General features: G+C 66.0%; 22 protein-coding genes. 15 read left to right on the top strand and 7 right to left on the bottom strand.

Features of this window, described 5'->3' with window-relative positions:
• Positions 1-23: 23 nt before the first annotated feature.
• The 3 genes from CE453_RS24230 to CE453_RS24220 form a co-directional block, all read right to left on the bottom strand.
• Complete coding sequence (locus CE453_RS24230; RefSeq protein ID WP_089176908.1) at positions 24-1,838, bottom strand: S9 family peptidase; 1,815 nt, start codon at positions 1,836-1,838, stop codon at positions 24-26.
• A 10-nt stretch (positions 1,839-1,848) separates the two neighbouring features.
• On the bottom strand, positions 1,849-2,826 hold the full coding sequence (pip, locus tag CE453_RS24225) for a prolyl aminopeptidase (protein ID WP_089176907.1): 978 nt from the start codon (positions 2,824-2,826) through the stop codon (positions 1,849-1,851).
• A 136-nt stretch (positions 2,827-2,962) separates the two neighbouring features.
• The gene (locus CE453_RS24220) at positions 2,963-3,502 is read right to left on the bottom strand and encodes a MarR family winged helix-turn-helix transcriptional regulator (RefSeq protein WP_089176906.1); all 540 of its coding nucleotides are present in this window, start codon (positions 3,500-3,502) and stop codon (positions 2,963-2,965) included.
• Between the two features lie 228 nt (positions 3,503-3,730).
• On the opposite strand from CE453_RS24220, the gene CE453_RS24215 reads away from it, so the two are divergent.
• The 8 genes from CE453_RS24215 to CE453_RS24180 are packed head-to-tail and all read left to right on the top strand — an operon-like array spanning position 3,731 to position 11,307.
• A complete protein-coding gene (locus tag CE453_RS24215; protein WP_089176905.1) occupies positions 3,731-4,756 on the top strand; it encodes an ABC transporter substrate-binding protein in 1,026 nt (341 codons plus the stop codon).
• Positions 4,757-4,787: 31 nt separating this feature from the next.
• Positions 4,788-5,867: an ABC transporter ATP-binding protein gene (locus tag CE453_RS24210; protein WP_089176904.1), complete on the top strand. Its 1,080-nt coding sequence runs from the start codon at positions 4,788-4,790 to the stop codon at positions 5,865-5,867.
• Positions 5,864-6,715 carry an ABC transporter permease gene (locus CE453_RS24205; RefSeq protein ID WP_089176903.1) on the top strand — a complete coding sequence of 284 codons (852 nt, stop codon included), beginning with the start codon at positions 5,864-5,866 and terminating at the stop codon, positions 6,713-6,715. The genes CE453_RS24210 and CE453_RS24205 overlap by 4 nt, the downstream gene beginning before the upstream one ends.
• On the top strand, positions 6,712-7,509 hold the full coding sequence (locus CE453_RS24200; RefSeq protein WP_089176902.1) for an ABC transporter permease: 798 nt from the start codon (positions 6,712-6,714) through the stop codon (positions 7,507-7,509). Before CE453_RS24205 ends, CE453_RS24200 begins: the two co-directional genes overlap by 4 nt.
• Before the next feature lie 13 nt (positions 7,510-7,522).
• Positions 7,523-8,356, top strand: coding sequence for a polysaccharide deacetylase family protein (locus CE453_RS24195; protein ID WP_089176901.1), 834 nt, complete (start codon positions 7,523-7,525; stop codon positions 8,354-8,356).
• Positions 8,353-9,114: an SDR family NAD(P)-dependent oxidoreductase gene (locus CE453_RS24190; RefSeq protein WP_089176900.1), complete on the top strand. Its 762-nt coding sequence runs from the start codon at positions 8,353-8,355 to the stop codon at positions 9,112-9,114. Before CE453_RS24195 ends, CE453_RS24190 begins: the two co-directional genes overlap by 4 nt.
• Positions 9,115-9,133: 19 nt before the next feature.
• Entirely contained in the window at positions 9,134-9,886 is a 753-nt protein-coding gene (locus tag CE453_RS24185; protein WP_089176899.1) for an SDR family NAD(P)-dependent oxidoreductase, read from the top strand.
• A gap of 8 nt (positions 9,887-9,894) precedes the next feature.
• Positions 9,895-11,307 (top strand): amidase, encoded by a 1,413-nt coding sequence (locus CE453_RS24180; RefSeq protein ID WP_089176898.1) that lies wholly within the window; start codon positions 9,895-9,897, stop codon positions 11,305-11,307.
• A gap of 77 nt (positions 11,308-11,384) precedes the next feature.
• On the opposite strand, the gene CE453_RS24175 is transcribed toward CE453_RS24180, so the two are convergent.
• From CE453_RS24175 to CE453_RS24160, 4 genes are all read right to left on the bottom strand, one after another.
• Positions 11,385-12,797 (bottom strand): M20 family metallopeptidase, encoded by a 1,413-nt coding sequence (locus CE453_RS24175; protein WP_089176897.1) that lies wholly within the window; start codon positions 12,795-12,797, stop codon positions 11,385-11,387.
• Positions 12,798-12,980: 183 nt separating this feature from the next.
• A complete protein-coding gene (locus CE453_RS24170; RefSeq protein WP_248307865.1) occupies positions 12,981-14,834 on the bottom strand; it encodes a CocE/NonD family hydrolase in 1,854 nt (617 codons plus the stop codon).
• Between the two features lie 4 nt (positions 14,835-14,838).
• On the bottom strand, positions 14,839-16,473 hold the full coding sequence (locus CE453_RS24165) for a M28 family peptidase (RefSeq protein WP_248307864.1): 1,635 nt from the start codon (positions 16,471-16,473) through the stop codon (positions 14,839-14,841).
• Between the two features lie 126 nt (positions 16,474-16,599).
• Positions 16,600-17,388, bottom strand: a complete 789-nt coding sequence (locus CE453_RS24160) for an IclR family transcriptional regulator (protein ID WP_089176895.1) — start codon at positions 17,386-17,388, stop codon at positions 16,600-16,602.
• A 282-nt stretch (positions 17,389-17,670) separates the two neighbouring features.
• On the opposite strand from CE453_RS24160, the gene CE453_RS24155 reads away from it, so the two are divergent.
• The 7 genes from CE453_RS24155 (at position 17,671) to CE453_RS24125 (ending at position 26,052) form a co-directional block, all read left to right on the top strand.
• Positions 17,671-18,426, top strand: a complete 756-nt coding sequence (locus tag CE453_RS24155; RefSeq protein WP_248307863.1) for a polysaccharide deacetylase family protein — start codon at positions 17,671-17,673, stop codon at positions 18,424-18,426.
• On the top strand, positions 18,423-19,220 hold the full coding sequence (locus CE453_RS24150) for a polysaccharide deacetylase family protein (RefSeq protein ID WP_089176894.1): 798 nt from the start codon (positions 18,423-18,425) through the stop codon (positions 19,218-19,220). The genes CE453_RS24155 and CE453_RS24150 overlap by 4 nt, the downstream gene beginning before the upstream one ends.
• Position 19,221: 1 nt before the next feature.
• Entirely contained in the window at positions 19,222-20,772 is a 1,551-nt protein-coding gene (locus CE453_RS24145; protein WP_089176893.1) for an ABC transporter substrate-binding protein, read from the top strand.
• A 70-nt stretch (positions 20,773-20,842) separates the two neighbouring features.
• Entirely contained in the window at positions 20,843-22,540 is a 1,698-nt protein-coding gene (locus tag CE453_RS24140; protein WP_089176892.1) for a M20/M25/M40 family metallo-hydrolase, read from the top strand.
• Between the two features lie 61 nt (positions 22,541-22,601).
• Positions 22,602-24,194 (top strand): ABC transporter substrate-binding protein, encoded by a 1,593-nt coding sequence (locus tag CE453_RS24135; RefSeq protein ID WP_089176891.1) that lies wholly within the window; start codon positions 22,602-22,604, stop codon positions 24,192-24,194.
• Between the two features lie 35 nt (positions 24,195-24,229).
• Complete coding sequence (locus CE453_RS24130) at positions 24,230-25,171, top strand: ABC transporter permease (RefSeq protein WP_089176890.1); 942 nt, start codon at positions 24,230-24,232, stop codon at positions 25,169-25,171.
• Positions 25,168-26,052, top strand: a complete 885-nt coding sequence (locus tag CE453_RS24125; RefSeq protein ID WP_248307862.1) for an ABC transporter permease — start codon at positions 25,168-25,170, stop codon at positions 26,050-26,052. Before CE453_RS24130 ends, CE453_RS24125 begins: the two co-directional genes overlap by 4 nt.
• Positions 26,053-26,060: the final 8 nt, after the last annotated feature.

Here is a 26,060-nt window from a genome sequence, read left to right as displayed (position 1 = left end):
AAGAAAATGCGATAAAATAAGAGCTACAGATGCTCTCGCAGGAAACGGGCCACGCCGCCGAAGACGGTGCGCCGGTTCTCGATCCGGGCGAAGCCGTGGCCCTCATGCGGGATGCGCAGATACTCGACCGGCCGGCCGAGGCCGCGCAGCACCGAATGGACCATCTCGCTTTCGCCCGGCGGCACGCGAGGGTCGTCGAAACCCTGCGCGACGAAGAGCGGCACGCGGATCTGGTCGAGCTTGTGGATCGGCGAGAAGCGGATCAGGTTTTCGCGATCGGCGATCGGATCGCCATATTCGACGGCGCGCAGATAGCGCCGCCACGGCCCTGTCGTCTCCAGCAGCGTCAGGAAATTGGCGATGCCGTAGAACTCGATGCCGACTTTCCAAAGCTCGGGCTGCTCGGTCAGCGCCGCCAGCACCATGAAGCCGCCATAGGAGCGGCCATAGACCGCGACGCGGTCATCGTTCACATCGCTCTGCGCGCGCAGCCAGAGCCGCACAGCCTTGAGGTCAGCAACGCTGTCCATGCGCAGATGCTTGTCGTCGAGCTGGTGATAGCTGCGGCCATAGCCGGTCGAGCCGCGCACATTCGGCGCGATCACCATGATGCCCTGGCTCAGGAAGAACTGCAGGTCGGCGCGGAAGATCGGCGTCCACTGCGCCTCCGGCCCGCCATGCACGACGACGACCGCCGGATAGCCGCCCTCCGGCGCCTTGCCGCGCGGCCGATAGACGAAGAACGGCACTTCGAGCCCATCGAAGCTCTTGGTGCTCGCGACCGTCGGCTCGACGAAGCTTGACGGATCGAGCCCCGCCTTCGAAGCATCGGTCAGGCGCTTCACCTGCTTCGCGGCGATGTCGAAGCGCCAGATATCCGGGGACGAGGTCGAGCCGTCGAGCGGGAAGACGAGCCCGGAACCATCCGGCAGCCATGCGACGGAACCGATCGAGCCGGCCGGAAATCCCTCGACCTCGAACTCGGCCCCACCGGCGATGTCGCGCACGAAAACCCGGTTCCAGCCGCGGTCGTTCGCGACATAGGCGAGGCGGTTCTGGTCCGGCGCCAGCGCCACCGCCTCGATATCCTGCCCGTCGCGCTCGATGGTCCAGTTCAGCGTGCCGTCAGCCGCAGAGCGGAAGGCGATGCTGAGGAACTCCCGGCCCTGGTCGGTGATCGTGAAGAAGCCGCTGCCGTCCTTCTTCATGCGGCTCGCGGCGTAGCGGGCCGGGCCTTCATGCGGCAGCAAGGCCTCGCGTGCTCCGCTTTCGAGGTCGAGCCGGAACAGATCCTGATCGTTCATCGCATGGGTGGCGTCGGCCACCAGCAGCGAGCGCCCGTCCGGGAAGAAGGCCACCGCCTCGCGGTAGCCGCTGCCTTCGAAGACGCGCCGCGCTGCTCGGGTCGACATGTCCATCACATAGATGTCCATATGCTCGCGGTCGCGCGCGTTCGAGGCGAAGGCGATGCGTTGCCCGTCCGGCGCCCAGCAGCCCCAGACATGGACGACCGAGGGGTCTTCCGTCAGCGGCTGCGGTACACCCGAGGCGCTCGGCACGAGCCAGAGCTGGTGGCGCTCGTCGCCGCCGCAATCCATCGTGAAGAGAAGGTCGCGGCTCTTCGGATTGAAGGCGATCGCGCCGACCGGTTCCGGCATGTCGGTCAGGCGCCAGGGCGCCCCGCCGGCGAGCGGCCGGAGCCAGATCTGGTGCGTGCCGCTCTCGTCGCTGAGATAGGCGAGAAGCTCGCCGTCGGGCGCGACCGCCGGGCTCTTGGCGCTGCGGATTTCAAGATAGGGCTCGATGCCCAGGCGGATCTGGCTGGCGGCTTCGTACATGGCTGTTCCTTCAGGCCGCAAGGGCCAGCATCGAATCGCGCAGGCGATCGGTCGCGTCGCGCAACGCCAGCGACAGGGCCGGCGCGTTCGGCGTCGCCGCGTGGTTGGCCTCGGTCACGATGGTGAAGCGGGCCTCGGGCCAGGCCGTCTTCAGCCGCCATGCCGTGCACATCGGGGTCACGATGTCATAGCGCCCCTGCACGATCTCCGTTGGCAGGTGCCGGATGCGCGAGACGTCGCGCAGCAACTGGCCCGGTTCGAGGAAGGCGCCGTTGACGCAATAATGCGTGAAGATGCGCGCCAGCGCGAGCGCGGTTTGCGGCTCGGTCAGGGCTGCGACATGCCCGGCATCGGGCAGGAAGGTCTGCGTCTTCCCGGAAAAGGTGCGCAAGGCGATTGCGGCCGACAGCTGCTGCTCGGGATCGGGTCCCGTGAGCCGGCGGTAATAGGCGCCGAGCAGATCGCCGCGTTCCGCTTCCGGCACGAAATTGGCGAAGGTCTCCCAATGATCCGGGAAGATCGTGCGCGAACCGTGGAACCACCAGTCGATCTCGGCGCGCTCGGCCATGAAGATGCCGTGCAGGCGGAAGCCGAGGCAGCGCTCGGGATGGGCCTGCCCATAGGCCAGGCCGAGGCAACTGCCCCAGGACCCGCCGGTGACAAGCCAGCGCTCGATGCCGAGGTGGCTGCGGATCCGCTCGAGATCGGCAATCAGCGCCTGGGTAGTGTTGCCGACGAGTTCGGCTGAGGGATGCGAGCGTCCGGCGCCGCGCTGGTCGAAGGTCACGAGGTGGAATGCGGCGGGGTCGAAGGTCCGGCGCTGGGCCGGCTTGGTGCCGGCGCCGGGGCCGCCATGCAGGAAGACGACAGGAATTCCGTGGGGATTGCCGCTCAGCTCGACCTGAAGCTCGTGGCCGTCGCCGACCGGGAGGCGCAGCGAGCGGTAAGGATCGGCCAATGGATAGAGAGTGCTGTCGTCGTCAGGCACATCGGGCTCCGCCGCACCGGAGCGCCGCGACGCTCCCTCGTCACGGGAGGATGGCACGCCCGAACCGCCGCTGGCTAATGCATTTGAAGCGCGTTGTTATGACAAACCGGAATAGTTTTGCTCTTATCCGCCCTCTTCAGCCGTTTGCCAGCATCATCTTGCCGAGCGCGCCTGCGACCAGCGCCTGCTCGGCCGGCGGCAGCATGGCGACGAGACGCCGCTCCGTTTCGGCATGGTCGCGCATCGCCGGTTCGACCAGCAGGCGGCCCTTGTCGGTGAGCTCGACGATCACGCCGCGCCCATCCGTCTCGTCGGCCATCCGGCGGACATGGCCGGCCTTTTCGAGCCGCCGCAGCAGGTTCGAGAGACCGCCCGACGTCAGGATCAGCGTATCGAGCAGAGCCTTGGGCGACATGCGATAGGGCGCGCCCTGCACGCGCAGCGTCGCGAGCACCGCGAAGCTTGGGTATTTGAGCCGGTGTCGTGCGAGCGTGCGGTTGATCGCCGTCTGGAAGACCTCGTTGAGGTGGAGCAGCCGGCCGACGATGGCCTTTCCGGAGCAATCGACATCCGGGAACTCGCGCCGCCAGCGCTGCATGCCGGCGCCGACGCGGTCGTTCTGCCAGAGCGCGTCGGGCGTTTCGAACGTCAGGCTTCGCGCTGCCTCGTCGCGCATTCGAATCCTCCTGAGCGGCTTTTCGGACCATGCCGTGGCGCCGGATGCAAGCGCCTCGCAGCGCGATCACCTGATCAGGATATCTTTCATTTATCTTTCTTGAAAGATAAATCGGGTCATGCCATGCTCGCCTTCTGGACGATGGGAGGGGAGTTCCGTCGACCAGTCGAAAGCCGCGCCAACAGCGGCGTGCCGAACCACAGGCCAACAGACGGGGAGCCTCCAGCCATGCGTCAGATGTTTCGTCACGCGACCGCCGTCGCCGCTCTCGGTGCCGCCTTTGCTTCCGCTGCACAGGCCGAGGAGCTCGTCGTCGGCGCTTTCGGTGGCTCCTTCGCAGACAACGTCAAGGCCTGCCATGTTGCAGCCTTCGAGAAGGCGACGGGGGCGACCGTCTCGCTGAAGCTCGGCAATTCCTCGCAGTTCGCCGCGGCGCTGCGCGCCACTGCCGGCAAGCCCGACATGGACATCGTCTATATCGATAACTCGCTGGCCGCGCAGACCGCCAATGAGAAGCTCAACGAGAAGATCGACCGTTCCAAGTTGAAGAATGCCGCTGACGTGATCCCGACCGCCTGGGGAAAGGACGACAGCTATGTCGTCGCGATGGTGAGCGCGACGACGCTGGTCTACAATCCCAAGCTGGTAAAGACGCCGCCGACCTCCTGGCTCGACCTCGCCGACCCGGCCTATGCCGGCAAATACGCGATCGGAGACATCAGCGGCACCTCCGGTCTGCAGTTCCTGCTGGCACTCAACAAACTGAAGGGCGGCACGCTCGACAACATCGATCCCGGCATTGCGGCGATCAAGCCGATCGCAAAGGGCTCGGCCGTGCTCTACACCCAGGCCGACCAGCTCCTGTCCCTGTTCGAGCGCGGCGAGATTGCGATCGCGCCGTGGTATCCGGATCGCGCTGGTGTCGCGATGGACAAGGGGCTTTCGCTCGCCGTTGCCTATCCGAAGGAAGGCGCGGTCGGCATTCTGCCGGCGGTGGTCCTGCCAAAGGGATCGAGCAAGACCGAGCTCGCCTACAAGTTCCTCGATCAGGTGCTGTCGGCCGAAGGTCAGGGCTGCTTCTCGGAGCGGGCCTATATCGGCGCGGTCAATACCAAGGTGAAGCTCTCGGACAAGCTCAAGAGCATCGTGCCGAACGGCGAAAGCCTCGATAAGGCCTGGTTCATCGACCCGGAGGTGATTGCCAAGAACACAGCCGCCTGGACGCGCCGCTGGCAGCGCGAAGTCGCGCGCTGAGCTGCGTGGCGGCACCGCGAGAGGACGGGCGATGGGTTCGCTGACCTTCGAAGGGCTGGGCAAGTCCTATGGCGAGGTCGAGGTCGTCAGGGATGTCTCCCTGACGATCGCGGAGGGCGAATTCGTCTCGCTGCTCGGCCCTTCCGGCTGCGGCAAGACGACGATCCTGCGCATGGTCGCCGGCTTGGTCGAGCCGAGCCGAGGGCGCATCCTGATCAACCGCGACGATGTCACCGCCCTGCCACCGAACAAGCGGGGTCTGGGTCTCGTCTTCCAGTCCTATGCGCTGTTCCCGCACATGACCGTGTTCGAGAACGTCGCCTTCGGCCTGCGCCGTCGCAAGGTCGCTGGTGCCGAACTCGACAAGCGCGTCAGGGAAGCGCTCGGCATGGTCCGGCTCGCCGCCCTCGCCGAGCGCTATCCGCGTCAGCTCTCCGGCGGCCAGCAGCAGCGTGTCGCCATCGCGCGGGCCCTGGCGCCGCACCCCCGCGTGCTGCTCTTCGACGAGCCGCTCTCCAATCTCGACGCGCAGTTGCGCGACGAGATGCAGATCGAGCTGAAGCGCCTGCAGCGCAATCTCGGCATCACCACGCTCTTCGTCACCCATGACCAGGGCGAGGCGCTGTCGATGTCGGACCGCGTCGGGGTGATGGCCAAGGGCGTGATGCAACAATTCGCCAGCCCGGAGGACATCTATCACCGCCCGGCGACCGGCTTCGTCGCGAGCTTCATCGGCAAGCCGAACCGGCTGGCCGGCTCCGTTGCGATGCGGAAGGGCGAAGGCGGACGCCTCGCCGTCGGCGGTGTCGACATCCCGGCCGCACGTATCGACCAGCCAGCGGGAGCGAATGTCGATGTCGTCATCCGGCAGGAGGCGGTCGCGATCCGCAGCGGCGCGCCGCAGGCGGGCGACATTGTCGGCGAGGTCGTGCTGCGCTCCTTCAGCGGTGCGCGCGTGCAATATGTCGTCCGGCTGGCCGAGGGCGTCGAGATCGTTGCCGAAACCGCCTCGCATGGAGCGGAAGCGGCGCTTGCGGCCGGGGCGCCGGTCGCGCTCGCCATCGACCCGGCCGCCGTCTTCGCGATGTCGCCCGAAGGCACCGCACCATGATGTCGCGGCGGCAAGGGCTCCTGCTGATCGCGCCGCTGCTCCTGGTGCTGGCGGGTTTCTTCCTCGTGCCGGTGCTGATGCTGCTGCCGACGAGCTTCGGCGTCTACGAGCCCGGCGCGGGCCTCGTCAAAGGCGCCTGGACGCTGGAGAATTACACCCAGATCGTCACCGACGATTACTACCGTGAGGTGATCTGGCGGACCCTCGGCCTCGGGCTCTCCGTCACGCTGATCTGCCTGCTACTCGGCTATCCGCTCGCCTATCTGATCGCGCGCGGGCCCGAGCGCTGGCGCGTGCCGCTGATCCTGCTCGTCATCTTCCCGATGCTGCTCAACCTCGTGGTGCGCTCCTTTGGCTGGATCGCACTGCTCGCCAATCGTGGCCTGATCAACAACCTGCTGATGCAGCTCGGCCTGATCGGGGCTCCGGTGAAGCTGCTGTTCAACTTCGTCGGGCTCTTCATCGGGCTGACCCATATCTACCTGCCCTTCATGGTGCTGATGCTGGTCGCGGCGATCCGCAACGTGCCGCGCGACGTCGAATCCGCCGCCGCGACGCTCGGCTCCAGCCGCGCCCATGTCTTCATGGCGGTGACGCTGCCGCTCTCGGCGCCCGGCATCCTCGCCGGCTCGATCCTGGTCTTCGTGCTGACGATCAGCGCGCTGGTGACGCCGCGCATGCTGGGCGGGCCGACCTATCAGGTCATGGCGACGCTGATCTACGACGAATACATGCAGCTTCTCGACTGGCCGAGCGGCTCGGCGCTCTCCTTCGCTCTGACCTTCATGGCGGTGGCGATCATCTGGCTGTCGAGCCGGCTGACCAGGCGCTGGGCGGGCATGGCATGAGCGCGGTCGCAGAAGATGGCCCCGGTTGGGGGCTGACCGCCACGGGCTTCACGGTCGTTGCCTTCTTGCAATTGCCAGTGATCGTCGTCGTGCTGGCGGCGTTCTCGACGACCTCCTACCTCACCATTCCGCCGCAGGGGCTGACGCTCGCCTGGTTCGGCAAGGTGCTGAGCGATCCGGGCTATCTCTCGGCCATCCGCATGAGCCTGATCCTGGCCTGCGGCTCGACGCTGATCTCGCTGGTACTCGGCGTCGCTGCCGCCTACGCCCTGTTCCGCAAGATCTTGCCGGGCTCGGAGGCCGTGACCTCCTTCCTGATGGCACCGCTGGTGATGCCGGCGGTGGTCGTCGGCGTCGCGCTCCTGCAGTTCTACAGCATGACCGGGCTGCGCGGCTCCCTGATCGGGCTGCTGCTCGCCCATGTCGTCATCACCGTGCCCTATGTCGTGCGTTCGGCCTTAGCGAGCCTGTCGGGTCTCGACCTTGCCGTCGAGGAAGCGGCGCGGGTGCTGGGCGCCAGCGGCTTCGAGGCTTTCCGGCTGGTGACGCTGCCGCTGATCGCGCCCGGACTGGTGGCCGGCGCCCTGTTCTCCTTCATCACCTCGCTCGACAACGTGCCGGTCACGATCTTCCTGATTAGCGCCAGCCAGACGACGCTGCCGGTGCTCATCTTCTCTTCGGTGGAAATGGGCATCGATCCCAGCGTCGCCGCTGTCTCGACGCTGCTCATCCTCGCCACCGGCATCGTGCTCCTCGTCGCCGAGCGCCGCTTCGGCTTCCACCGCTTCGTCTAAGCGAGTTTTTGAAATGCCGCTGACCTCTAAGGGTTTCCCGCTCTTCCTGACCTTCGACCTCGACGCCGAGACGATGTGGACCGGTCGCGACCCGGCCTATGCCAGCCGGCCGATCCTGATGTCGCAGGGTGCCTATGGCTGGAAGGTCGGCACCGGACGCGTGCTCGACCTGCTCGACCGCTACGGCATCAAGGCGACGTTCTTTGTGCCGGGCCTCATCATCGACCAGCGCGAAGGGCTGATGGAGGAGATCCTGAAGCGCGGCCACGAAATCGCGCATCACAGCTACAGCCACACCTGGATCCTGAACCTCTCGCCCGAGGAGGAGCGCGAGGAGATGGAGAAGGCTTATCAGTCGATCAAGCGGGTCAGCGGCCGCGCGCCCCGTGGCTGGCGCTCGCCGGCCGCCGAGATCAGCCCGATCACCATGCCGATGCTGGTCGAATACGGCTTCGACTACTCGTCTAACTTCTTCGACGACGACTCACCCTATCTCCACACGGTCGAAGGCCAGGAGACCAAGATCGTCGAACTGCCCTTCCGCTGGGTGCTCGATGACGCGCCCTTCTTCCAGTACTCGATCGTGCTGCCCGGCCGCACCATGCAGGCGCCGTCTGCCCTACTCGAAGCCTGGAAGGGCGAATTCGACGTACTCTATGCCGAGGACCGCATGATGATGGTCGGCATGCATCCGGAGATGATCGGCCAACCCTCGCGCATCAAGGCGCTGGAAGGGCTGATCGAGCATGCGCTGAAGCATCCCAATGTCTGGATCGGCCGCTGCGACGAGATGGTCGACGACATGCGCCCCGGCCTCGAGAAGGCCCGCGCGGAGGCCAAGGCGTGAGCGGCACGCTCGCCGGCCGGCACATCCTGATCACCGGCGCGGCCAAGGGCATCGGGCTGGCCACTGCCAAGCGCTTCGTGAAGGAAGGCGCACGGGTGGCCGCTCTCGATCGCGATGCGAAAGCGCTTGCCGAGCTGGCCGGACGTTCCGGTGCGGATCAGCTTGCGGCCTTCGAGGTCGATGTTTCCGATCCGGCCTCGGTTGGCGCGGCCGTGGCCGATGCTGCGGCGGCGCTTGGCGGGCTCGATGGTGTCGTCAGCTCGGCGGGAGTTGACTTGATCGCCGATATCGAAGCCACGAGGCTCGGTGACTGGAATCGTATCATCGCCGTCAACCTGACCGGCCCGATGCTGGTGGCGCAGGCTGCCTATCCGCATCTCAAGGCAGCGGGCGGCGGCACCATCGTCAATGTCTCGTCCGGCGCGGGCCTCTCGCCGCTGAAGCACCGCACCGCCTATTGCGCCTCCAAGGCCGGTTTGCAGATGGCGACGAAGGCCCTCGCGATGGAAGCCGCCGAATTCGGCATCCGGGTCAACACGGTTTGCCCTGGTGCGGTCGAGACGGAGTTGTTTCGCACGAGTATCGATACCGCACCCGATCCTGTCGCAGCCTATGAGGCCGTGCGCGCCCGTTACGCGCTCCAGCGCGTAGCTTCGCCCGAGGAGATCGCGGCGGCGATCCTCTGGCTGACCAGTGCGGAATCTTCCTATGTCACCGGCACGGCCATCGCCGTCGATGGCGGCCGGACCTTCCACTAGCGACAAGCAGGAGTCGGCCATGACAAGCGGGCGCTTCACCGGCAAGGTCGTCGCCATCACCGGCGCAGCGCATGGCATCGGTGCGGCAACAGCGCGGCACTTCCTTGATGAAGGGGCACGGGTCGCCGTTATCGACCGCGAAGCCGATGGTTTTGAGGAGAGCTTCGCCGGGCAGCCTGCCGACCGTCTCGTGACCATGGCCGGGGACTGCACCGATGCGGCCGTGCTCGCCGATTTCCACGCCCGCACCGTCGCAGCTTTCGGCCCGGTCGATATCCTGTTCAACAATGTCGGCCAGAGCGGGCGCGAGCGCGCGGCGCAATTCCATGAATCGCAGGAAGAGGTCTGGCGCTTCGTGCTGGAGGTCTCGCTTTTCACGGCCATGCGGATGAGCCGTCTCGTCGTGCCGGGAATGCGCGAGCGCGGCGGGCGGATCGTCAACATGTCCAGCGACGCAGCTCTCGTTGGCGACGCCGGCCTCACCGATTATGCCGCCGCCAAGATGGGCGTCATCGGCTTCACGCGCTCGCTGGCGCGTGAGCTCGCGCCGCATCGCGTCACGGTCAATGCGGTTGCGCCCGGCGCCATTCGCACCCGCGCCCATGACCGGCTGACGCCAGCCGTGATCGAGACGATCAAGGCGACGACTCCAGCCGGTTTCATCGCCGAGCCGGAGGATGTCGCCGGTTGCGTCGCCTTCCTCGCCAGCGAGGACGCCCGCTACGTCACCGGCCAGACGCTCCTGATTGATGGCGGCCGCTGGATGATCTGAGGACAGCCATGACGAACATCGCCGATCTCTCCGCAGTCGACCTCGCCGCCGCGATCCGCGCGAAAATCGTCTCGCCCGTCGAGGCGGTGGAAGCCGCGCTAGTCCGCATCGCAGAAAAGGCCGAGCTCAACGCCTTCATGACCGTATCGGCGGAGCGCGCACGCGCCGAGGCCAAGGAAGCCGAAGCCAACGTGATGCGCGGCGAGCCGCTCGGCGCCCTGCACGGCATCCCGTTCTCGGTCAAGGACCTTACCAACACTGAAGGCGTCGCGACTACACAGGGCTCGGCGCTGTTCGCGGACAACGTCCCCAGGGCCGATGCGGTGGCGGTCGCCCGCGCGCGGGCTGCCGGTGCGATCCTGATCGGCAAGACGACGACGCCGGAGTTCGGCCATAAGCCTTTCACCGAGGGGCCGTTCTTCGGCCGCACGCTCAACCCGCACAGCCGCGCTCATATCTGCGGCGGCTCGTCGGGCGGAGCGGCGGTGGCGGTCGCAGCCGGCATGGGGCAGCTTGCGCTTGGCAGCGATGGGGGCGGTTCGATCCGCATCCCTGCCTCCTGCTGCGGCGTGGTTGGCTTGAAGGCGACGCTGGGTGCCATTCCTAACCTGCAGGCGCCCGATCTCTTCGGTGCGAACTCCTTCGTCGGGCCGATGGGGCGCGATATCGCCGACACCCGTTTGATGTTCGAGGCCCTGCGCGGCCCCGACCGCCGCGACCCCTACGGGCAGGTGCCAGCCTTCCCCGAGCGCCGTCTCGGCAAGGATGAGAAGCCGCGCATCGGCTTCCTTCTGCGCTGTGGCAACATTCTCGACCCGGATGTCGAGGTTGCCGTCGTTGCGGCGATGAAGCAAGCGGAGGCGCTGGGCTGGGCCGTCGAGCCGATCGAGCTCGATCTGGTTTCGCTCGAGCCGCATTTCCTCATCTTCCTGCGCTCGCTACTGCTGGCCCGCCTCGGCGGCTATGTGGAGAAGACGCCAGAGAAACTCGACCCGACCCTACTCGCCACGATCGAGGCTGGCCGCAGCTACAGCGCTGCAGACCTCTGCCAGGCCCAGTTCGCGCGCACCGATTGCTTCGCCAAGGTGCAGGACATCCTTGCGCGCTTCGATCTGATCGCCTCTCCGACCTTGTCGGCGCCGGCTCTGCCGGTCGGTCTCGATCCGCTCGGCCCCGTCGAGATCGCCGGCAAGCCGGCGGGCACGATCCGCGGTGCCTGGTATCCCTATACCTTCCCGTTCAACCTGACCGGCCATCCAGCCTTGTCGCTGCCATGTGGCAAGAGCCCCGGCGGGTTGCCGATCGGCCTCCAGCTCGTCGGCGGCTGGCACGCCGATGGATATCTGCTTGATGCCGCGGAGCGACTGCAAGGCGTTTTGGCCACACCACAGGCCGGCGCGGCCGGTCCGTCGCTCGCTTAAACACAACCCGTCGAACCGCGAGCTCGCGCAAGCTCATGGCCCGACCCATCGCCGGTCGGGCCATGCTTCTTCACGCGTCAGAACATATGGAAAGGCGGCTTGGCATCGTCCGGCAGGAGCGCCTTGTAGGGGGTGCGGACCAAGCGCTCCTCGAAATCGGCCTTGGCCTGTTCCAGCAATCCCGGCTCGACGAGCACGTCCACGGCGACACCCGCCATGACCTTCGCGACGTGAACCATGCCCTTATGGGCCAGCGGCGACTGCCCGTGGGCCGTCAACTGCCAGGAATGCCCGGGCGTGCCGATCGTATAGGTCGCCCCGCGCGCCTGGACCGTCGGCACGGCCCAGGAGACGTCTCCGACATCGGTCGAGCCCATCATCCGCGGCCCCGGAACGTCCTTGGGCGCGATCGCGTTGCAGAGCGGGAAATCCGTCGCCGGCAAACCCGAGCGCCGGAAAGCGCTTTCGACATGGGCGGGCGTCACGGTCTTCTGCATGCGCCGGGCGAAGGCGACGTCCTCCGCATCGAACGGGGGCGGACCGAGGCGATCGAAGTTGCGCTGCATGGCATCTTCGAGAGGCGTGTTGGCCAGCAGGTTGCTCATTGCGCTGACGACCTCGTCGGTAACGGTGGTCTCGGTCATCAGTGCCGCGCCTTCGGCGATTTTCCGGACGCGGGCGAGGAGCTCGTGCACTTGGGAGACCATCGTCGCGCGCACGACGTAGCGCAGCCTGGCCTTGGCCTGCACGACATTCGGCGCGATGCCGCCGGCATCCAGATAGGCGTAGTGAATGCGGGCATCGGAAGGCATGTGCTCGCGCATGTAGTTGACGCCGATATTCATCAGCTCGGCGGCGTCGAGCGCGGAACGGCCGAGATGCGGCGCCGCAGCGGCGTGGCTGGCGCGGCCGGAGAACTCGAAGTCGATCGTCGTGTTGGCCAGAGACATCGCAGCGGTTACCGCCGCGAAATCCGCCGGGTGCCAGGAAATCGCGATGTCGACGTCCTTGAAGGCGCCTTCCTTGACCATGAACGCCTTGCCAGCCCCGCCTTCCTCCGCCGGGCAGCCATAGTACCGCACACGGCCCTTGAGCCCGCGCTCCGCGAGGAAATCCTTGACGGCCGCGGCCGCTAGCATGGCGCCGGCTCCCAGCAGGTTATGGCCGCAGCCATGGCCGGCCGGCTGGTTCGGAAGCGGTCGGTGCTCGGAGACGCCGGGGGTCTGCGACAGCTCCGGCAGCGCATCGTATTCGCCGAGGATGGCGATCACCGGGCCTTCTTCTCCCGCCTCGCCCATGACAGCGGTCGGCAATCCGGCGATGCCCGTCTCCACGCGAAATCCCTCGCGCCGAAGCTGCTCGGCATGGGCGGCGGCCGACTTGACCTCCCGGTAGTTGAGCTCGGGCATTTCAAAGATGCGGTCGCTCAGCTCGATGTAGTCCGCCTGCTTTGAATCGACGATCGTCCAAATCTTGTCGGTATTCTGCACAGTCTTCTCCCGAGATGCATCCGCGCCCGCCTGGGCCGTCGAAGGCCGCGATCAACCCGTACAACTCTGGCGTCGGCGGCCCCTGCCGCGGGAGGCTACTACAAGGCGGATGGCAGAACGGCCGAATTTTGCTCCGAAGAATGGGCGAATGTTGCGAGCCGAGCGACGGTTTCCTGCGTGACTTCACACCGTCCGCATCGCGTGGACCAGCAATCGCGAGGGCGTTTCACGGCCGAAATGAACCGTGTTGCGGGCGATGTTCTTCGCTCGCCCCTGACCTTCCGGAGCTCCGGTATTCGGGTTCACGTCGAATTTGGGGAAGTTGGACGATGAGACGTCGAGACGGATGCGATGCCCTGCCTTGAACAGATTGGCGGTTGCGAAGAGCTCGATGACGATCTCGAACACCTCGCCGCTTCCGATCATCTTGGGGCTCTCCCAAGAATGGCGATAGCGGCATCGGAAAATCCCGTCGCTGAGGTTCATCGCGAAGCCAGTTGGATAATCCGCGCTCGGCGGATGAACATCGATGAGCTTTGCGGTGAAATCGGTATCCGGCGCATCTGAGGAAACCCAGAGATGTAGTGTGACGGGTCCGACGATCGTCAGGTCGGTCGCCAGCGGCTCCGTCTCGAACATCAGGACATCCGGGCGCGACGATAGCGGCAGCCCCGGCGTGCGGCAGCCGAAGAAGCGTAGATCCTCGCGTTGATCGAAAGCCCCGCCTTCGAAGACAGGCTGACCGCTCGTCAGTGCACCGCCGATGGTTGGCACCGGATCTCGCGGATCGAAGTCGTAGGTGAGCGCGTCTTCCGCCGTTGCGGGACCTGCCATCGACAACGTTCCATTCGCGTGGAGATGGAAGGCCGTCTCGTGAGCTTGTGGCGGGGGCCAGTTTGCTGCTTCGATCCAGTGCCCGCCATGGTCGAGAAAGCCGGCCTCGGTCTTCCGTCCCGTGCCGCCGCCCATCACGAAGAGCCGCACCGGGGTCTCGCTTGCAGATGCGCCTCCTTTCAGCCATCGGTCGAAGCAGGCGATCCGGAACTGTAGCCAGCTCTCTCCGATGTTCCCGTCGAAAGGCGCTGAAGGGCCGAAATCGACATCGCCAAAAACCCGCTCTGTCCTGTTTCCATGGGTCCACGGTCCCATCACCAGCTCGGGGCGGTGGTGGCCGCGGCTCAACCCGGCGAGATTCTCGAAGGTCGTCGGCACATAAACGTCGTACCAGCTCGACATCAGCAGCACGGGGATGTCGGGAATCCGGTCGTAGTAGCCGGCGGCGTAGATGCCCAGCGCCTTCCAGTAGTCGTTGAAGCTGCCGTTCTGCCACTGTTCCAGGAGGTAGCTCTCATATTCCGGCTCCCATCGGATCGGGGAGTTGCCCCGGCTCCAGGGCATGCGCCCGAACCAGTCGATGATGCTTTCCGCCGCCAGCGCGGCACGCAGCTCTGGATTTTCGGCGCAAGCACGCCCCTCCTGAGCGCGATTGTAGGCCCAGGTCGCCTGCTTCAGTTCGAAGGCTCCGCCCTGCCTGATCCCGCAGCGATAGGCATTCGAGAAGCCGCCGGAATCGAGGATCATCCCGGCGAGGGCCGGCGGAGCGAGGCACGCTGCTGCCAATTGCGTGTGCGCGGCGTAGGACAGGCCCATCGTGCCGACCTTGCCCGTGCACCACGGCTGCCCCGCAATCCACTGGATCGTGTCGTAGCCGTCCGGTGCTTCGGACAGGTATTTCGTGAATTCTCCTTCGGAGCCATAGCGCCCGCGGCAATCCTGAAAGACGACCGCATAACCGGCCGCGCAGAAGGCTGCAGCCACCTCGGCTCGGCTCATGGGGCGCTCGCTGCCGAGCATCAGTTCCGAGCGAGAGGCCAGACGCTTCCCATACGGCGTTCGTTCCAGGATCGCGTGGAAAGGCCCTTCACCGTGCACCGGCAAATAGACATCGGTTGCCAGCCGGATGCCATCGCGCATCGTGACCATGACATCGCGAAGCAGCTTCGGCGCGTCGCCAGCGGTCGGTGAGTTGGCGTTCATGGCCTCAGCCCCTCGACCCGATAGCGACCGCTTGCACCAGGGACAAGGCTCTGCGCAGGCCATCCGTCAATCGGTTGCGGGCTCGGACGGCATCGACGGCCGCAAAACGGACTTCGTCATCGCTTCCCGCTACGGCGAGGCGCCTGACCGCGTCCAGAACGGGCCAAGCGGGCAGGGACAGTGCGGGGTCATGGATGAAGCGGTTGCCCGAGGTGTAGTCCAGGGGCACGAGGATGCGGCTCAGCCGCATCAGCGCGTGATCATGCGTCGCCGGTTCGATGTCACCATGATCGAATGGAGCAAGCGCCGCCAAGAGCGCTGCGACTGAGTTGAGCGCCTCCCCAAGATCCAGGCGCCCCTGCAGTCGGCCGGACAGGGCTTCGAGCTCGCCCGCAAGGTTGGATATCTGTGCAGAATAGCTCAGCGGCAGGCGCTCGCCGGTGAGCAGGGCTCGGACCACCCGCAATACGACCCTGGTATCGCGGGCAAGGAAATCGGGGTCGATCTTGTCGATGAGGTCATGCTCGGTGTGCCACCACCAGCCGAGATCGTTCCGCATCTTGAGCGCGTTGGGCTCCTGCATGCTGAGGCTTCCGAACACCGATGGAATGCCGACGCCGGGAAAGGAATCGTCTGCGGATCGGGCCTTGCGCCGCCCGGCGAGCTTCTGCCCGGTCTCCGCGGCGATCGCAGCAGCCGCGACGTCGAAGAGGCCGCCGGCAGAACCGGTCCTGGTCAGATCCTTCGCGCCGATACCGCCGGGACTGTCGAGATTGACATGGGCCGCGCAGCGCGCGTCGAGTTCCATCCAATGGTTGTCGGCATACCAGGCCGAGCCCGAATAGCGCCCCTGCGAGTGGCCGGACCAGAAGCAGATGCGCAAGCCCCGCTTCCAGCTCTGTCGCTCCTTCGCGCACAGCCGCACGACTTCCAGCATCGAGATATTCGCAGAGCCATTATCCATCACGCCCTGGAACCAGGTGTCGACATGGCAGGAGAGCAGGATGAAGGGCTCGTCCGGATCCTCGGTGCAGGGCAGCTCACCCACCAGGAGGGGTGTTTTGCGCCAGCCGGTATCGACTTCCGCGTGAAGCGTGACCTCGATCGTCTCGGCAGTCAGGCGTTCCCGCAGGGCGAGGCCGTCCTCGTTGCTGACGGTGACGACGACGACCTCCGGCAGTGCCGATCGCGTGTCCGCGGACGGGTTTCCCCAGATCGGCGAGATGCACATCTCGTGCAGCAGGTGATGGGGGCTGATCTGGACGACGCCGATCGCACCCGCCGCCGTCGCAAGGGCGGCAACGCCAGGGCTGGCGATCCCATCGACCAGGACGATCCGCCCCCGGACATCCCGTCCGCCGAAGGACTGACGAGAGCCGTCACCGAGATCGACGAGAACGCCTGTCAATCCATCATGCGGGGAGGGGACCGCCATCGCGTGCGTGATGGCGGGGATCGTCCGACCGTAGGCGCTCAACCGGGCAGGGCCGGGAATGCTGATATAGGCGTCGTGGGAGATGAGTCTGGTCCGTAGGCCGATGTCGTCGAGCTGCTGCTTGAGCCAGTCGAAACTGGCTGCCTCGCCGGCGGTTGCCGCGACCTTCGACCATTGGGCGAAGGTCTCAAGGTCGCTCATCATGCGCTCTGCAGAGACCGCGCGGACAATCGCGCATTCGACGGCATCATTGGTTGGTGCTGCTAGGGCCATGTCGATGGCATCCTCATCTTTGGCGCTTGTTGCGCGTTGACGCTGCTCGAGCAGCCGTCAGATTGCGGCCCGTGGTCCGGCGAGCAGTGCCGAAAGCTCCCGTGCGGCGCTGCGGACTGTCTCGATATGGCTGGGGAGAAGGTTGTCGCTGACGCGCCCGGTCGGTGCGCCGATATGAATGGTGGCGATGATCTTGCCGTCGGGGCCCATCACCGGGGCCGAGATCGAGATCAGATCAGGGCTCACTTCGCCATGGCTGACGTAATAGCCCTGCTCGCGAACCGTCGCGAGAACCTGCCGAAGGCGCCCGGGGTCCACGCAGGTGCGATCGGTGAAGGCCTCGAGAGGCTCGCTGAGGACCATCTCCCGAAAAGCTTCGTCTTGAAAGGCGAGCAACACGACGCCTGAGCCGGCATGCATCGGCCGGCTTCCCCCGATATTGGCCTGGACCTTCACCGCTCTTTCCGGCTCCCAGCCCGCAACACACAGGCTGTTCCGACCGTCCCGCACGCGAAGCTGGACCGTTTCGCCGGTGCCGCTGCCGAGCTTGGCAATGATCGGCCCTGCCGCTCGCGCGATGTCGATCTGCCGGGCGGCTGCATTGCCGACCGCCAACGCGGCCAGCCCCAGCCTGTAACTCCGCTTCTCCGTCGAACAGTTGACGAAGCCATTGGCCTCCAGGCTGCAAAGCAGCCGATAGACGCGGGCCTTGCTCTGGCCGGAACGTCGTGTGAGCTCGGATAATCCGAGATCCGGCGTCTCCGCGATCAGCATCAAAACGCCGAGCGCGGCATCGACCGCGTCGACCCGATACTGCTCGATCTCTTTCGGCGGTGCCGCACTCATGACCGGTGCTCTCCTTCTGACCAGCCGCCTTGGCGCTTGAGCCAATGATTCGGCGAATCCGTCACCACTCTAACGCGATTGGTTCGCTAGATGAACCATCGGTTCAATAATTTGACATTGGCTTCTCCGCGACGCAAGCTCCCGCGCAATCGACCGTTGGTCCGCGCTGGGGATCCGGCGCCGACCGGCGCGACCGAAGGGGAATGGAAGCCGATGGCTTCAAGTGCAAAAGCGTCTGATCGCGGGATGGAATGGCCGGGTGGGGCGAGGGCGATTGTCTGCGTGACGATCCATGTCGACGGGCCCGCGGTCGAGGCAGGGCGGGGCCGGAACGCGCTGGGGATCAACAGCCGTGGCAACTACGCCTTGCGTCGGGGCATCCGCCGCTATCTCGACATGCTCGGTCGACATGGGGTCAAGGCGACCTTCTTCTGCTGCGGCTATGATGCCGAGCACTGGCCCGAGCCGTTTCACGAGATTCACGAGGCTGGCCACGAGATCGCCGCGCATGGTTACCAGCACGAGGGTTTCGACCTCGGCGAGCGCGAGCCGGAACTTCTGGAAAAAACCCACCGGATCCTCGCCGACTTCGGGCAGCCGCCGGTCGGCTGGTGCTCGCCTTCCGGCCGCAAAAGCCGGCTGACGCTGCCGACGCTGCGCCGTCTCGGCTACATCTACGACGCGAGCGAAAAGGACGAAGACATCCCCTACCTGCTGGAGGATGGCTTCATGATCCTGCCGAACAACACAGTCTCGCTCGACGATTTCCCGATGTATTTCACGGGCGGGGCCTCGGCTGCGGAAGTCGAGCGCAATTTCGTCCAGGAGTTCGACGCGGCGCTCGACCGGGACGGCTACGTGCATCTGACGGTTCATCCGCGTGCCGGCGGTGGCTCGGGCACGCCGGCGCGGGCCGCTGCCGTGGATCGCTTCCTGTCCTACGCGAAAGCGGTGCCCGGTGCGCGCTTCATGACCTGCCGCGAGCTGGCTGAATATTGTCTCGGCGATGCCGCGCGCTGGCGGGATGCCCGGTCATGAGCGGCACGCTTCTTATCACCGTGAATGTGCATGGCATCGGGCCGGAGGCGGCGAGCACGCCCGAGGCAGAGCTGTTCGGCCGCGACGCACATGGCCGCTACACCTATCGGATCGGCCTCGCGAGAGTGCTCGATGCGCTGCATGAGTACGGTCTCCCCGCCACCTTCTTTTGGCCTGCCATGGAGGCTGAGAGACTGCCCCGGCTCGTCGAGCGCTGCCTGCGTGAGGGCCATGAGATCGCCAGCCATGGCAGGGCTTTCGAGGATCATGCCAAGCTCGCCCGGGACGAGGAGGCATCGCTCATCGGTGAGGCGCATGAGGTGTTGCGACGCTTGAGCGGTGTTGCGCCGCGCGGCTTCCGGGCGCCGACCGGCACGCTCTCGCAAAACACGATCCCGATCCTGCAGGCGCTTGGATATCGCTACGACTCGAGCTTCCTCGATGACGACAGCCCCTACGCGCTCGCCTCGCATGGCCGCGATGGCATGGTCGAGCTTCCGATCTCGGAAGGCCTGACCGACGCGACTCATTTTCGCCGGCGCGTGACGCAGGACCGGGCGGAAGAGCTCATGCGCGAGGAGCTTTCGGCTCTGTTGGCGGTCGATGGCTACGCCTGCCTGACCTTCCACCCGCGCGCCGACATCGGCGTCGGCCGCGCCGCGCGCCTGCCTCTGATCGAACGCCTCGCGAGGCTCGCTGAAGAACAAGGAGCGCGGTCCGGGCTCTGCAGCCGGGTTGCGGAGAAAATCCACGCCGCGGGCGCCGCGGGCACGATCGAAAACGCCGGAGATTGAGATGCGAGCTATTGCGGTTCTTGCCCTCGGATTGACCGTCTTCGCCGCCGCGGGAAGCGCTGCGCAGGCCCAGACGCTGCGCACCATGATCACATCCGATATCCGCGGCCTCATGCCGGGGCGCAGCCCGGACACTGCCACGGGCAGCGTCCTGCAGAACATCTATGAGGGGCTGGTCGCCTGGCGGGCGGATGGCACCGTCGCCCCGATGCTGGCCGAGAAGATCGAGACCTCCGACGACGGCAAGACCTACACCTTCACCCTCCGTGACGGCGTGAAGTTCCATAACGGCGCGCCGCTGACGGCGAGGGAGGTCGTCTGGACCTGGGAGCGTTTTCTCGATCCCAAATCGGCGTGGCCCTGCCGGGGGGCGTTCAATGGCACCAACGCGACCAAGATCGAGTCGGTTAAGGCAGTCGATGAACGCCATGTCGTGTTCCAGCTCGCGGAGAAAAGCGGCTCGTTCCTGAGTGCGATGGCCCGTGCCGATTGCGATTCCACGGGCATCGCCCATCCGGATTCGATCGATGCCGGCGGCAATTGGACGACGGCGATCGGCACCGGCCCGTTCAAGATGACCGAATGGCGCAAGGGCCAATATGTCGAGCTCAGCCGCTTCGCGGACTACAAGTCCAGGAGCGAGCCGTCGGATGGGCTCGCCGGGGCAAAGGAAGCCAAGGTCGAGAAGGTCAGGATCAATCTCGTGCCCGACGCACAGGTTGCCAAGCTCGGCATCCTTCAGGGCCAGCTCGACCTGTGGACCGATGTCGATGCGGCATCGATCAAGGATTTCGCGAACGACAAGAACGTCACGGTGACGACGACACCCGTCGCCGGCATCTACACCGTCCCGCTGCAGTCGCGCGATCCCGTGCTGGCCGACCCCCGGATACGCCAGGCGATCAGCCATGCGATCGATCGGCAAAGCCTCGCCAAGGCCGTGCTGGACGACGAAAGCGTGGCCTCGCCTTCCCTGATCCCGCTGACGAGCCGCTTCTATGGCAAGGTCCAGCGCAGCGGCGCCGAATACGATCCCGACAAGGCGCGCGCCCTGATCAAGGCCTCAGGCTACAAGGGCGAGCGCATCGTCCTGATCACAAGCAAGGCCTCGCCGATCATGAGCGATACGGCGATCTATCTGCAATCGATGCTGCAGGCCGTCGGCCTCAATGTCGATGTCGAGATCATGGAGTTCGCCACGCAGTTCGAGCGCTTCTACAGCGGGCGCTACCAGATGATGATCTGGAACCTCACCCCCTATCTGGATCCGCTCTTCATCGTCGAGCGCTTCACCGGCGACAAGGCCCGCCAGGCCGACAAGGTCTGGGACAGTCCCGGCTCGAAGGAGCTGCTGAAGAAGCTCGCTCTCGCCGACGACACGCAGGACAAGCAGGCGCTCTATGACGAGTTGCATCGCCTGCAGATGACCGAGACGCCGCTGATCGTCTGGGGGACGCGCGCCACGACCGTGGCCGTCCGCAAGAACGTCTCCGGCTTCCAGCCCTGGCCGGGGCAGAAGCCGCGCTACTGGAACGTCTCCGTCACGCCGTGACGTCGCCGCAGTCGAGGTTGCGGCTGGGCTGCGACCTCGTGGATCAACCACGAGACCGGCCGAGGGCCATATGACGAGCGCGATCATCACCGACCCGGCGGCTGCTGGAATCTCGCCCGAGAGATTGCAGCAGGTCGTCAGCGAGCTGGCCGCCCTGGGTCGGAAACTCCCCGGCTCCGAAAAAGCCGACGAGGCCTGCCGCTATATCGGCGCGCAGCTGGCCTCGTTCGGTGTCGCGCACGAGTTCCAGGAGTTCGATGCCTTCATCAGCTGGCCGGAGAAGGCTTCGCTCACCATCGGCGGGGAGGTCCTTCCCGCCAACGGCTCGGCCTTCACGGCATCGACGCCTACGCAAGGCCTGACCGGTCGCGTCGCCCGCTCGCTGGAGCCGGGCGAACTGAAGGGCGCCTTCCTCCTGATCGACGGCCTGCCGCGCTACGACGCCTGCATGAGCGCGCAGCGGGCCGGCGCACTCGGCGTCATCGCGATCTCGCACGGACCGCAACGCCATTACGTCCAGGCCTCGCCGCTATGGGGCGCGCCGACGGGCCCGGCCGACATGGCGCTGCTGCCGACCATTCCCGCGGTCCAGGTCTCCCGCAACACGGCAGAGCGACTCGAGCGGGCCATCGCCGAAGGCTCGCCGGTTACGATGGCGAGCGAGATTCGCACCGAATGGCGGCAGGTGAAGCAGCCGGTCGCGGAGATCGAAGGCCGCGAGCCCGGCTACATCCTGCTCGGCGCGCATTACTGCACATGGGGCGACGGCGCGACCGACAACACAGCGGGCGTTGCCCTGCTCATCGAACTCGCGCGGCTCCTGAAGCAGCAGCCGAAACCGCGCTACGGGGTGAAATTCGCGTTCTGGACTGGGCATGAACAGGGCGGCTATGCCGGCTCGTCCTGGTATGCGGACCGGTTCCGCGACTCCCTGTACAGCGACGCGATTGCCTATCTGAATGTGGACATCGTCGGCAGCCGCGGCGGTACGACCAAGGCGCTGCGGAATACCACGGCCGAGCTCGCCAGCTATGTCCGGCAAGTGCTCGATGCGACGATCGGCAAGCAGACGCGGGAGGAGGAGGATTTCGTCGACCGTTCGGTCAAGCGTCTTGATCCCTATATCGATCCTCGCCGATCCGCCCGCAATTCAGACCAGAGCTTCAGCGGCATCGGGCTCGCCACCGCGCAGGTCAGCGCCTTCTTGCCCGCCGCGAGCCCCGAACATCTGCACGGCAGCGGGCTCGCCTGGTGGTGGCACACCGATCAGGACACGATCGAGCATATGGATGCCGCGGTCCTGGCGGTAGATACGCTGATCTACCGCAACCTCGTCGCGGGCCTGATCGACGCTTCCGCACTGCCCTTCAGGTCAGAGACGATGGCGGAGGATGTGCTCGCTGGCCTGCGTGCCTATCGCGAGGCAGCGCCCGGCCTCGACGATATCGCGCATCTGACCAGTCTCGCCGAGCGGCTGGCGCAGGCGCTGCGCGGCTGGACGCCGACCGGCGCCGACGATCCGCTCCTGCTGCGGCTCGGGCGTCATCTCAACCCGGTGCTCTATCACGCGCGCAGCGCTTTCGAGTTCGATCTCGGCCGCGCCAGCCGCATTCTGCCGGGGCTCGCGCCGGCCCTGACGTTGCACCGCCTCGATCCCGACGCCGCGCGGATGGCGCGCGTGCAGTTGCGGCAGCGCGCGAACCGCATTGCCCACGGGCTCGCCCGCGCGATCGAGCTGGTCGAATCCACGACCGCCAAGGCCCGCTGACCGTTCAGTTTCGCTCGACCACGGCCGCATCCGAGGCGGCACAAGACATAAGGGGATCACCATGGATCGACGCAGCTTCATGAAGGCAGGCGCTGCCGCTGCCCTGGCGGGCATCGGCGCTCCTGCGATTGCGCAGTCATCCCCGCAGAAGGTGCTCCGCTTCGTGCCCTATACGGACCTGACCATCTTCGATCCGATGTGGTCGACCGTCGATATCACCCGCGACTACGGCTACATGATCTACGACACGCTGTTCGGGCTGGACGCGAATTTCCAGCCTCAGCCGCAGCTCGCGGAAGGCTTCCTGTGGGGCGATGACGGCCGTAGCTGCACGATCACTTTGCGGAGCGGCATCACGTTCCACGATGGCGAGCCGATCCGCGCCCGCGATTGCGTGGCGAGCCTGAAGCGCTGGTCGCAGGCCGCGCCGATGGGCGCGACGCTGTTCGCGCTGACGGATGAGCTCGCCGCCGTCGACGATCGCACCTTGCGGTTCCGGCTGAAGCGCCCTTTCCCGATCCTGCCGGCAGTCCTTGGGCAGCTCAGCGCACCGGTCCCGCTGATCATGCCCGAGCGCGTCGCGCAGACCGATGTAAAGACGCAGATCACCGACCGGACGGGGTCCGGTCCGTTCAAGTTCAAGGCTGACGAGTTCCAGCTCGGCAATCTCGCGGTCTTCGAGAAATTCCAGGGCTACAAGCCGACGCCGAATACGACGAGCGGTCTCACGGCAGGCCCCAAGATGGTCCATTTCGACCGCGTGGAATGGCGCCGTATTCCCGATGCGGCAACGGCCGCCGCCGCCCTCCAGACGGGCGATGTCGACTGGATCGGCGGCCCCACCTCCGAGACGGTCGAGCTGCTCGCCAACTTCAAGGACATCGACCTGCCGCGCCTCGAGGACATTCCTTCGATGGCGATGATGCGGCTCAACGCGCTCAACGCGCCGTTCGACAACAAGAAGATCCGCCAGGCCCTGTTGCCCGCCATCGACCAGGCGGAATTCTGCATGGCGGTCGCGGGTACGGACTCCAAGAACTTCGCGACCGGCACCGGCTTCTTCCCGCCCGGAACGGCTCTGGCCAGCGAGGCCGGGCTCGATCCGCTGAAGGGGCCCCGCAGCATCGAGAAGGCGAAGCAGTTGCTGAAGGAGGCCGGCTACGCCAATGAGCGCGTCCGCCTGCTGGGCGCCGCCGACAGTCCCGCCTCGACCACGCCGCTCGCCCAGGTCGCGGCCGATATGCTGGGCAAGCTCGGCCTCGACCTCGACATCGCGCTGCTCGACAACGCTTCGGTCGCGCAGCGCCGTCGCTCGGAAGAGCCGGTCGACAAGGGCGGCTGGTCGCTGAGCTGCTGGCTCTTCCCGGGGACGTGGTTCGTCGATCCGGGCACGAACATCATGCTGCGCGGCAATGGCCGCAACGCCTGGTTCGGCTGGCCGACGATTCCCAAGCTGGAGGAACTGCGCGACGCCTGGCTGAACTCGCCTTCGGTCGACGAGCGCAAGCGCATCGCTCAGGACATGCAGGTCGTCGGCATGGACGAACTGCCGGCGATCCCGCTCGGCGCCATCTATCGGCAAACAGCGCTGCAGAAATACCTCGTCGACCGGGTGCGTACCGCCACGGTGTTCTGGAACATCCGACGTGGCTGACGCCACGACGGTTCAGGTCGGTCACAGGTGATCCGATGCTCGCCTATATCGTGAAGCGCATCCTGGCGACGATCCCGGTCATGCTGGTCGTCGCGCTGACCGTGTTCTCGCTGCTGTTCCTGGCGCCCGGCGATCCCGCCACGATGATCGCGGGCGATCAGGCCTCGGCGGCCGATATCGAGCGGATTCGGCAAAGCCTGGGTCTGGACCAGCCTTTCCTGGTCCAGTTCGGCACCTGGCTGTGGCGCCTCGTCCATTTCGATCTCGGCAATTCCGTCTTCACCGGCCAACCGGTGACGGCGCTGATGGCGGAGCGCGTCGGCCCGACGGTCTCGGTGATGCTCTTGACCCTCGTTCTGTCGATCTCCATCGCCGTCCCGCTCGGTGTCGTCGCGGCCTGGAAGAGCGGGAGCTGGATCGATCGCGCGATCATGAGCGTCTCGGTCGTCGGCTTTTCGGTGCCGCTCTTCGTCGTCGGATACATCCTTGCCTGGGCCTTCGCGCTGAAGCTGCAATGGCTCCCGCCGCAAGGCTACACGCCGATATCCGAGGGCGTCTGGCCCTGGCTGCAGCGGCTGATCCTGCCTGCGATCACGCTCGGCTTCGTCTACATCGTCCTGATCGCCCGGATCACGCGTGCGTCCATGCTCGAAGTGCTGCAGCAGGATTATGTGCGGACGGCGCGCGCCAAGGGGCTGGGGCCGCGCACCATCCTCTTCCTCCATGCGCTCAAGAACGGCGCTGTTCCGGTGATCACTGTCATCGGCATCGGCTTTGCCGCGCTGATCGGGGGCACGGTGGTCACCGAGACAGTCTTCACCATCCCCGGCATGGGCCGGTTGACGGTGGATGCCATCCTGCGCCGCGACTACCCGGTCATCCAGGGGCTCGTACTGGTGTTTTCTTTCGTCTACGTGCTCGTCAACCTGGCCGTGGACCTGATCTACACGCTCGTCGATCCGAGGATCCGCTATTGAGCTCGTCCACATTCCAGGCAGGAGCCGCATCGGGGCGGTCGGAAGGCTCGCGGTTCGCGGAGGCCCTCAAGCTGATGCGGCGGCACCCGACGATCCCACTCGGTGCAACGGTCCTCGTCGCGATGGTCGCCATCGCGATCCTCGCCCCTCTGCTCTGCACGATGGACCCGACCGCGACCTCGCTGGCCCGTCGCCTGCGCGAACCTTCAGCCCAGTTCCCGTTCGGCACCGACATGCTGGGGCGCGATCTATACTCGCGGGTTCTGTACGGCGCCCGGATTTCGCTGTTGGTCGGGTTTTCCGTCGCGATCTTCTCGTCGCTCGGCGGTCTCCTGCTGGGTTTGATCGCAGGCTTCATCAAGCGCGTCGACGTCGTGGTCATGCGGATCATGGACGGGCTGATGTCGATCCCCTCCATGCTCTTGGCGATCGCGCTCATGGCTCTGACGAAGGGGTCCGTGATCAACGTGATCGTCGCCCTGACGATCGTCGAGATACCGCGCGTCACCCGCCTCGTCCGCTCGACCGTTCTCTCGCTGCGCGAGCAGCCCTATGTCGAGGCGGCGACCGCCGCCGGGGCGAGCACGCCGCGCATCATCTTCCGCCACATCCTGCCGAATTCGCTCTCGCCCCTGATCGTCCAGGCGACCTATATCTGCGCGGCGGCCATGGTCACCGAGGCCGTGCTCTCCTTCATCGGCGCCGGGACGCCGCCGATCACGCCGTCCTGGGGCAACATCATGGCTGAAGGGCGCACGCTCTGGCAGCTCAAATTCTACGTCGTGCTGATACCGGCCGCGTTTCTCTCGGCGACCGTCCTCGCGGTCAATCTTCTTGGAGACGGCCTTCGCGACGCTCTCGACCCGCGTCGGATCTACTAGACGCTGCC

The sequence above is a fragment of the Bosea sp. AS-1 genome (genome assembly GCF_002220095.1).
Lineage (GTDB): Bacteria > Pseudomonadota > Alphaproteobacteria > Rhizobiales > Beijerinckiaceae > Allobosea.
The sequence above is the reverse complement of the archived record's forward strand: the minus strand, read 5'-3'. Positions and strand labels throughout refer to the sequence as shown.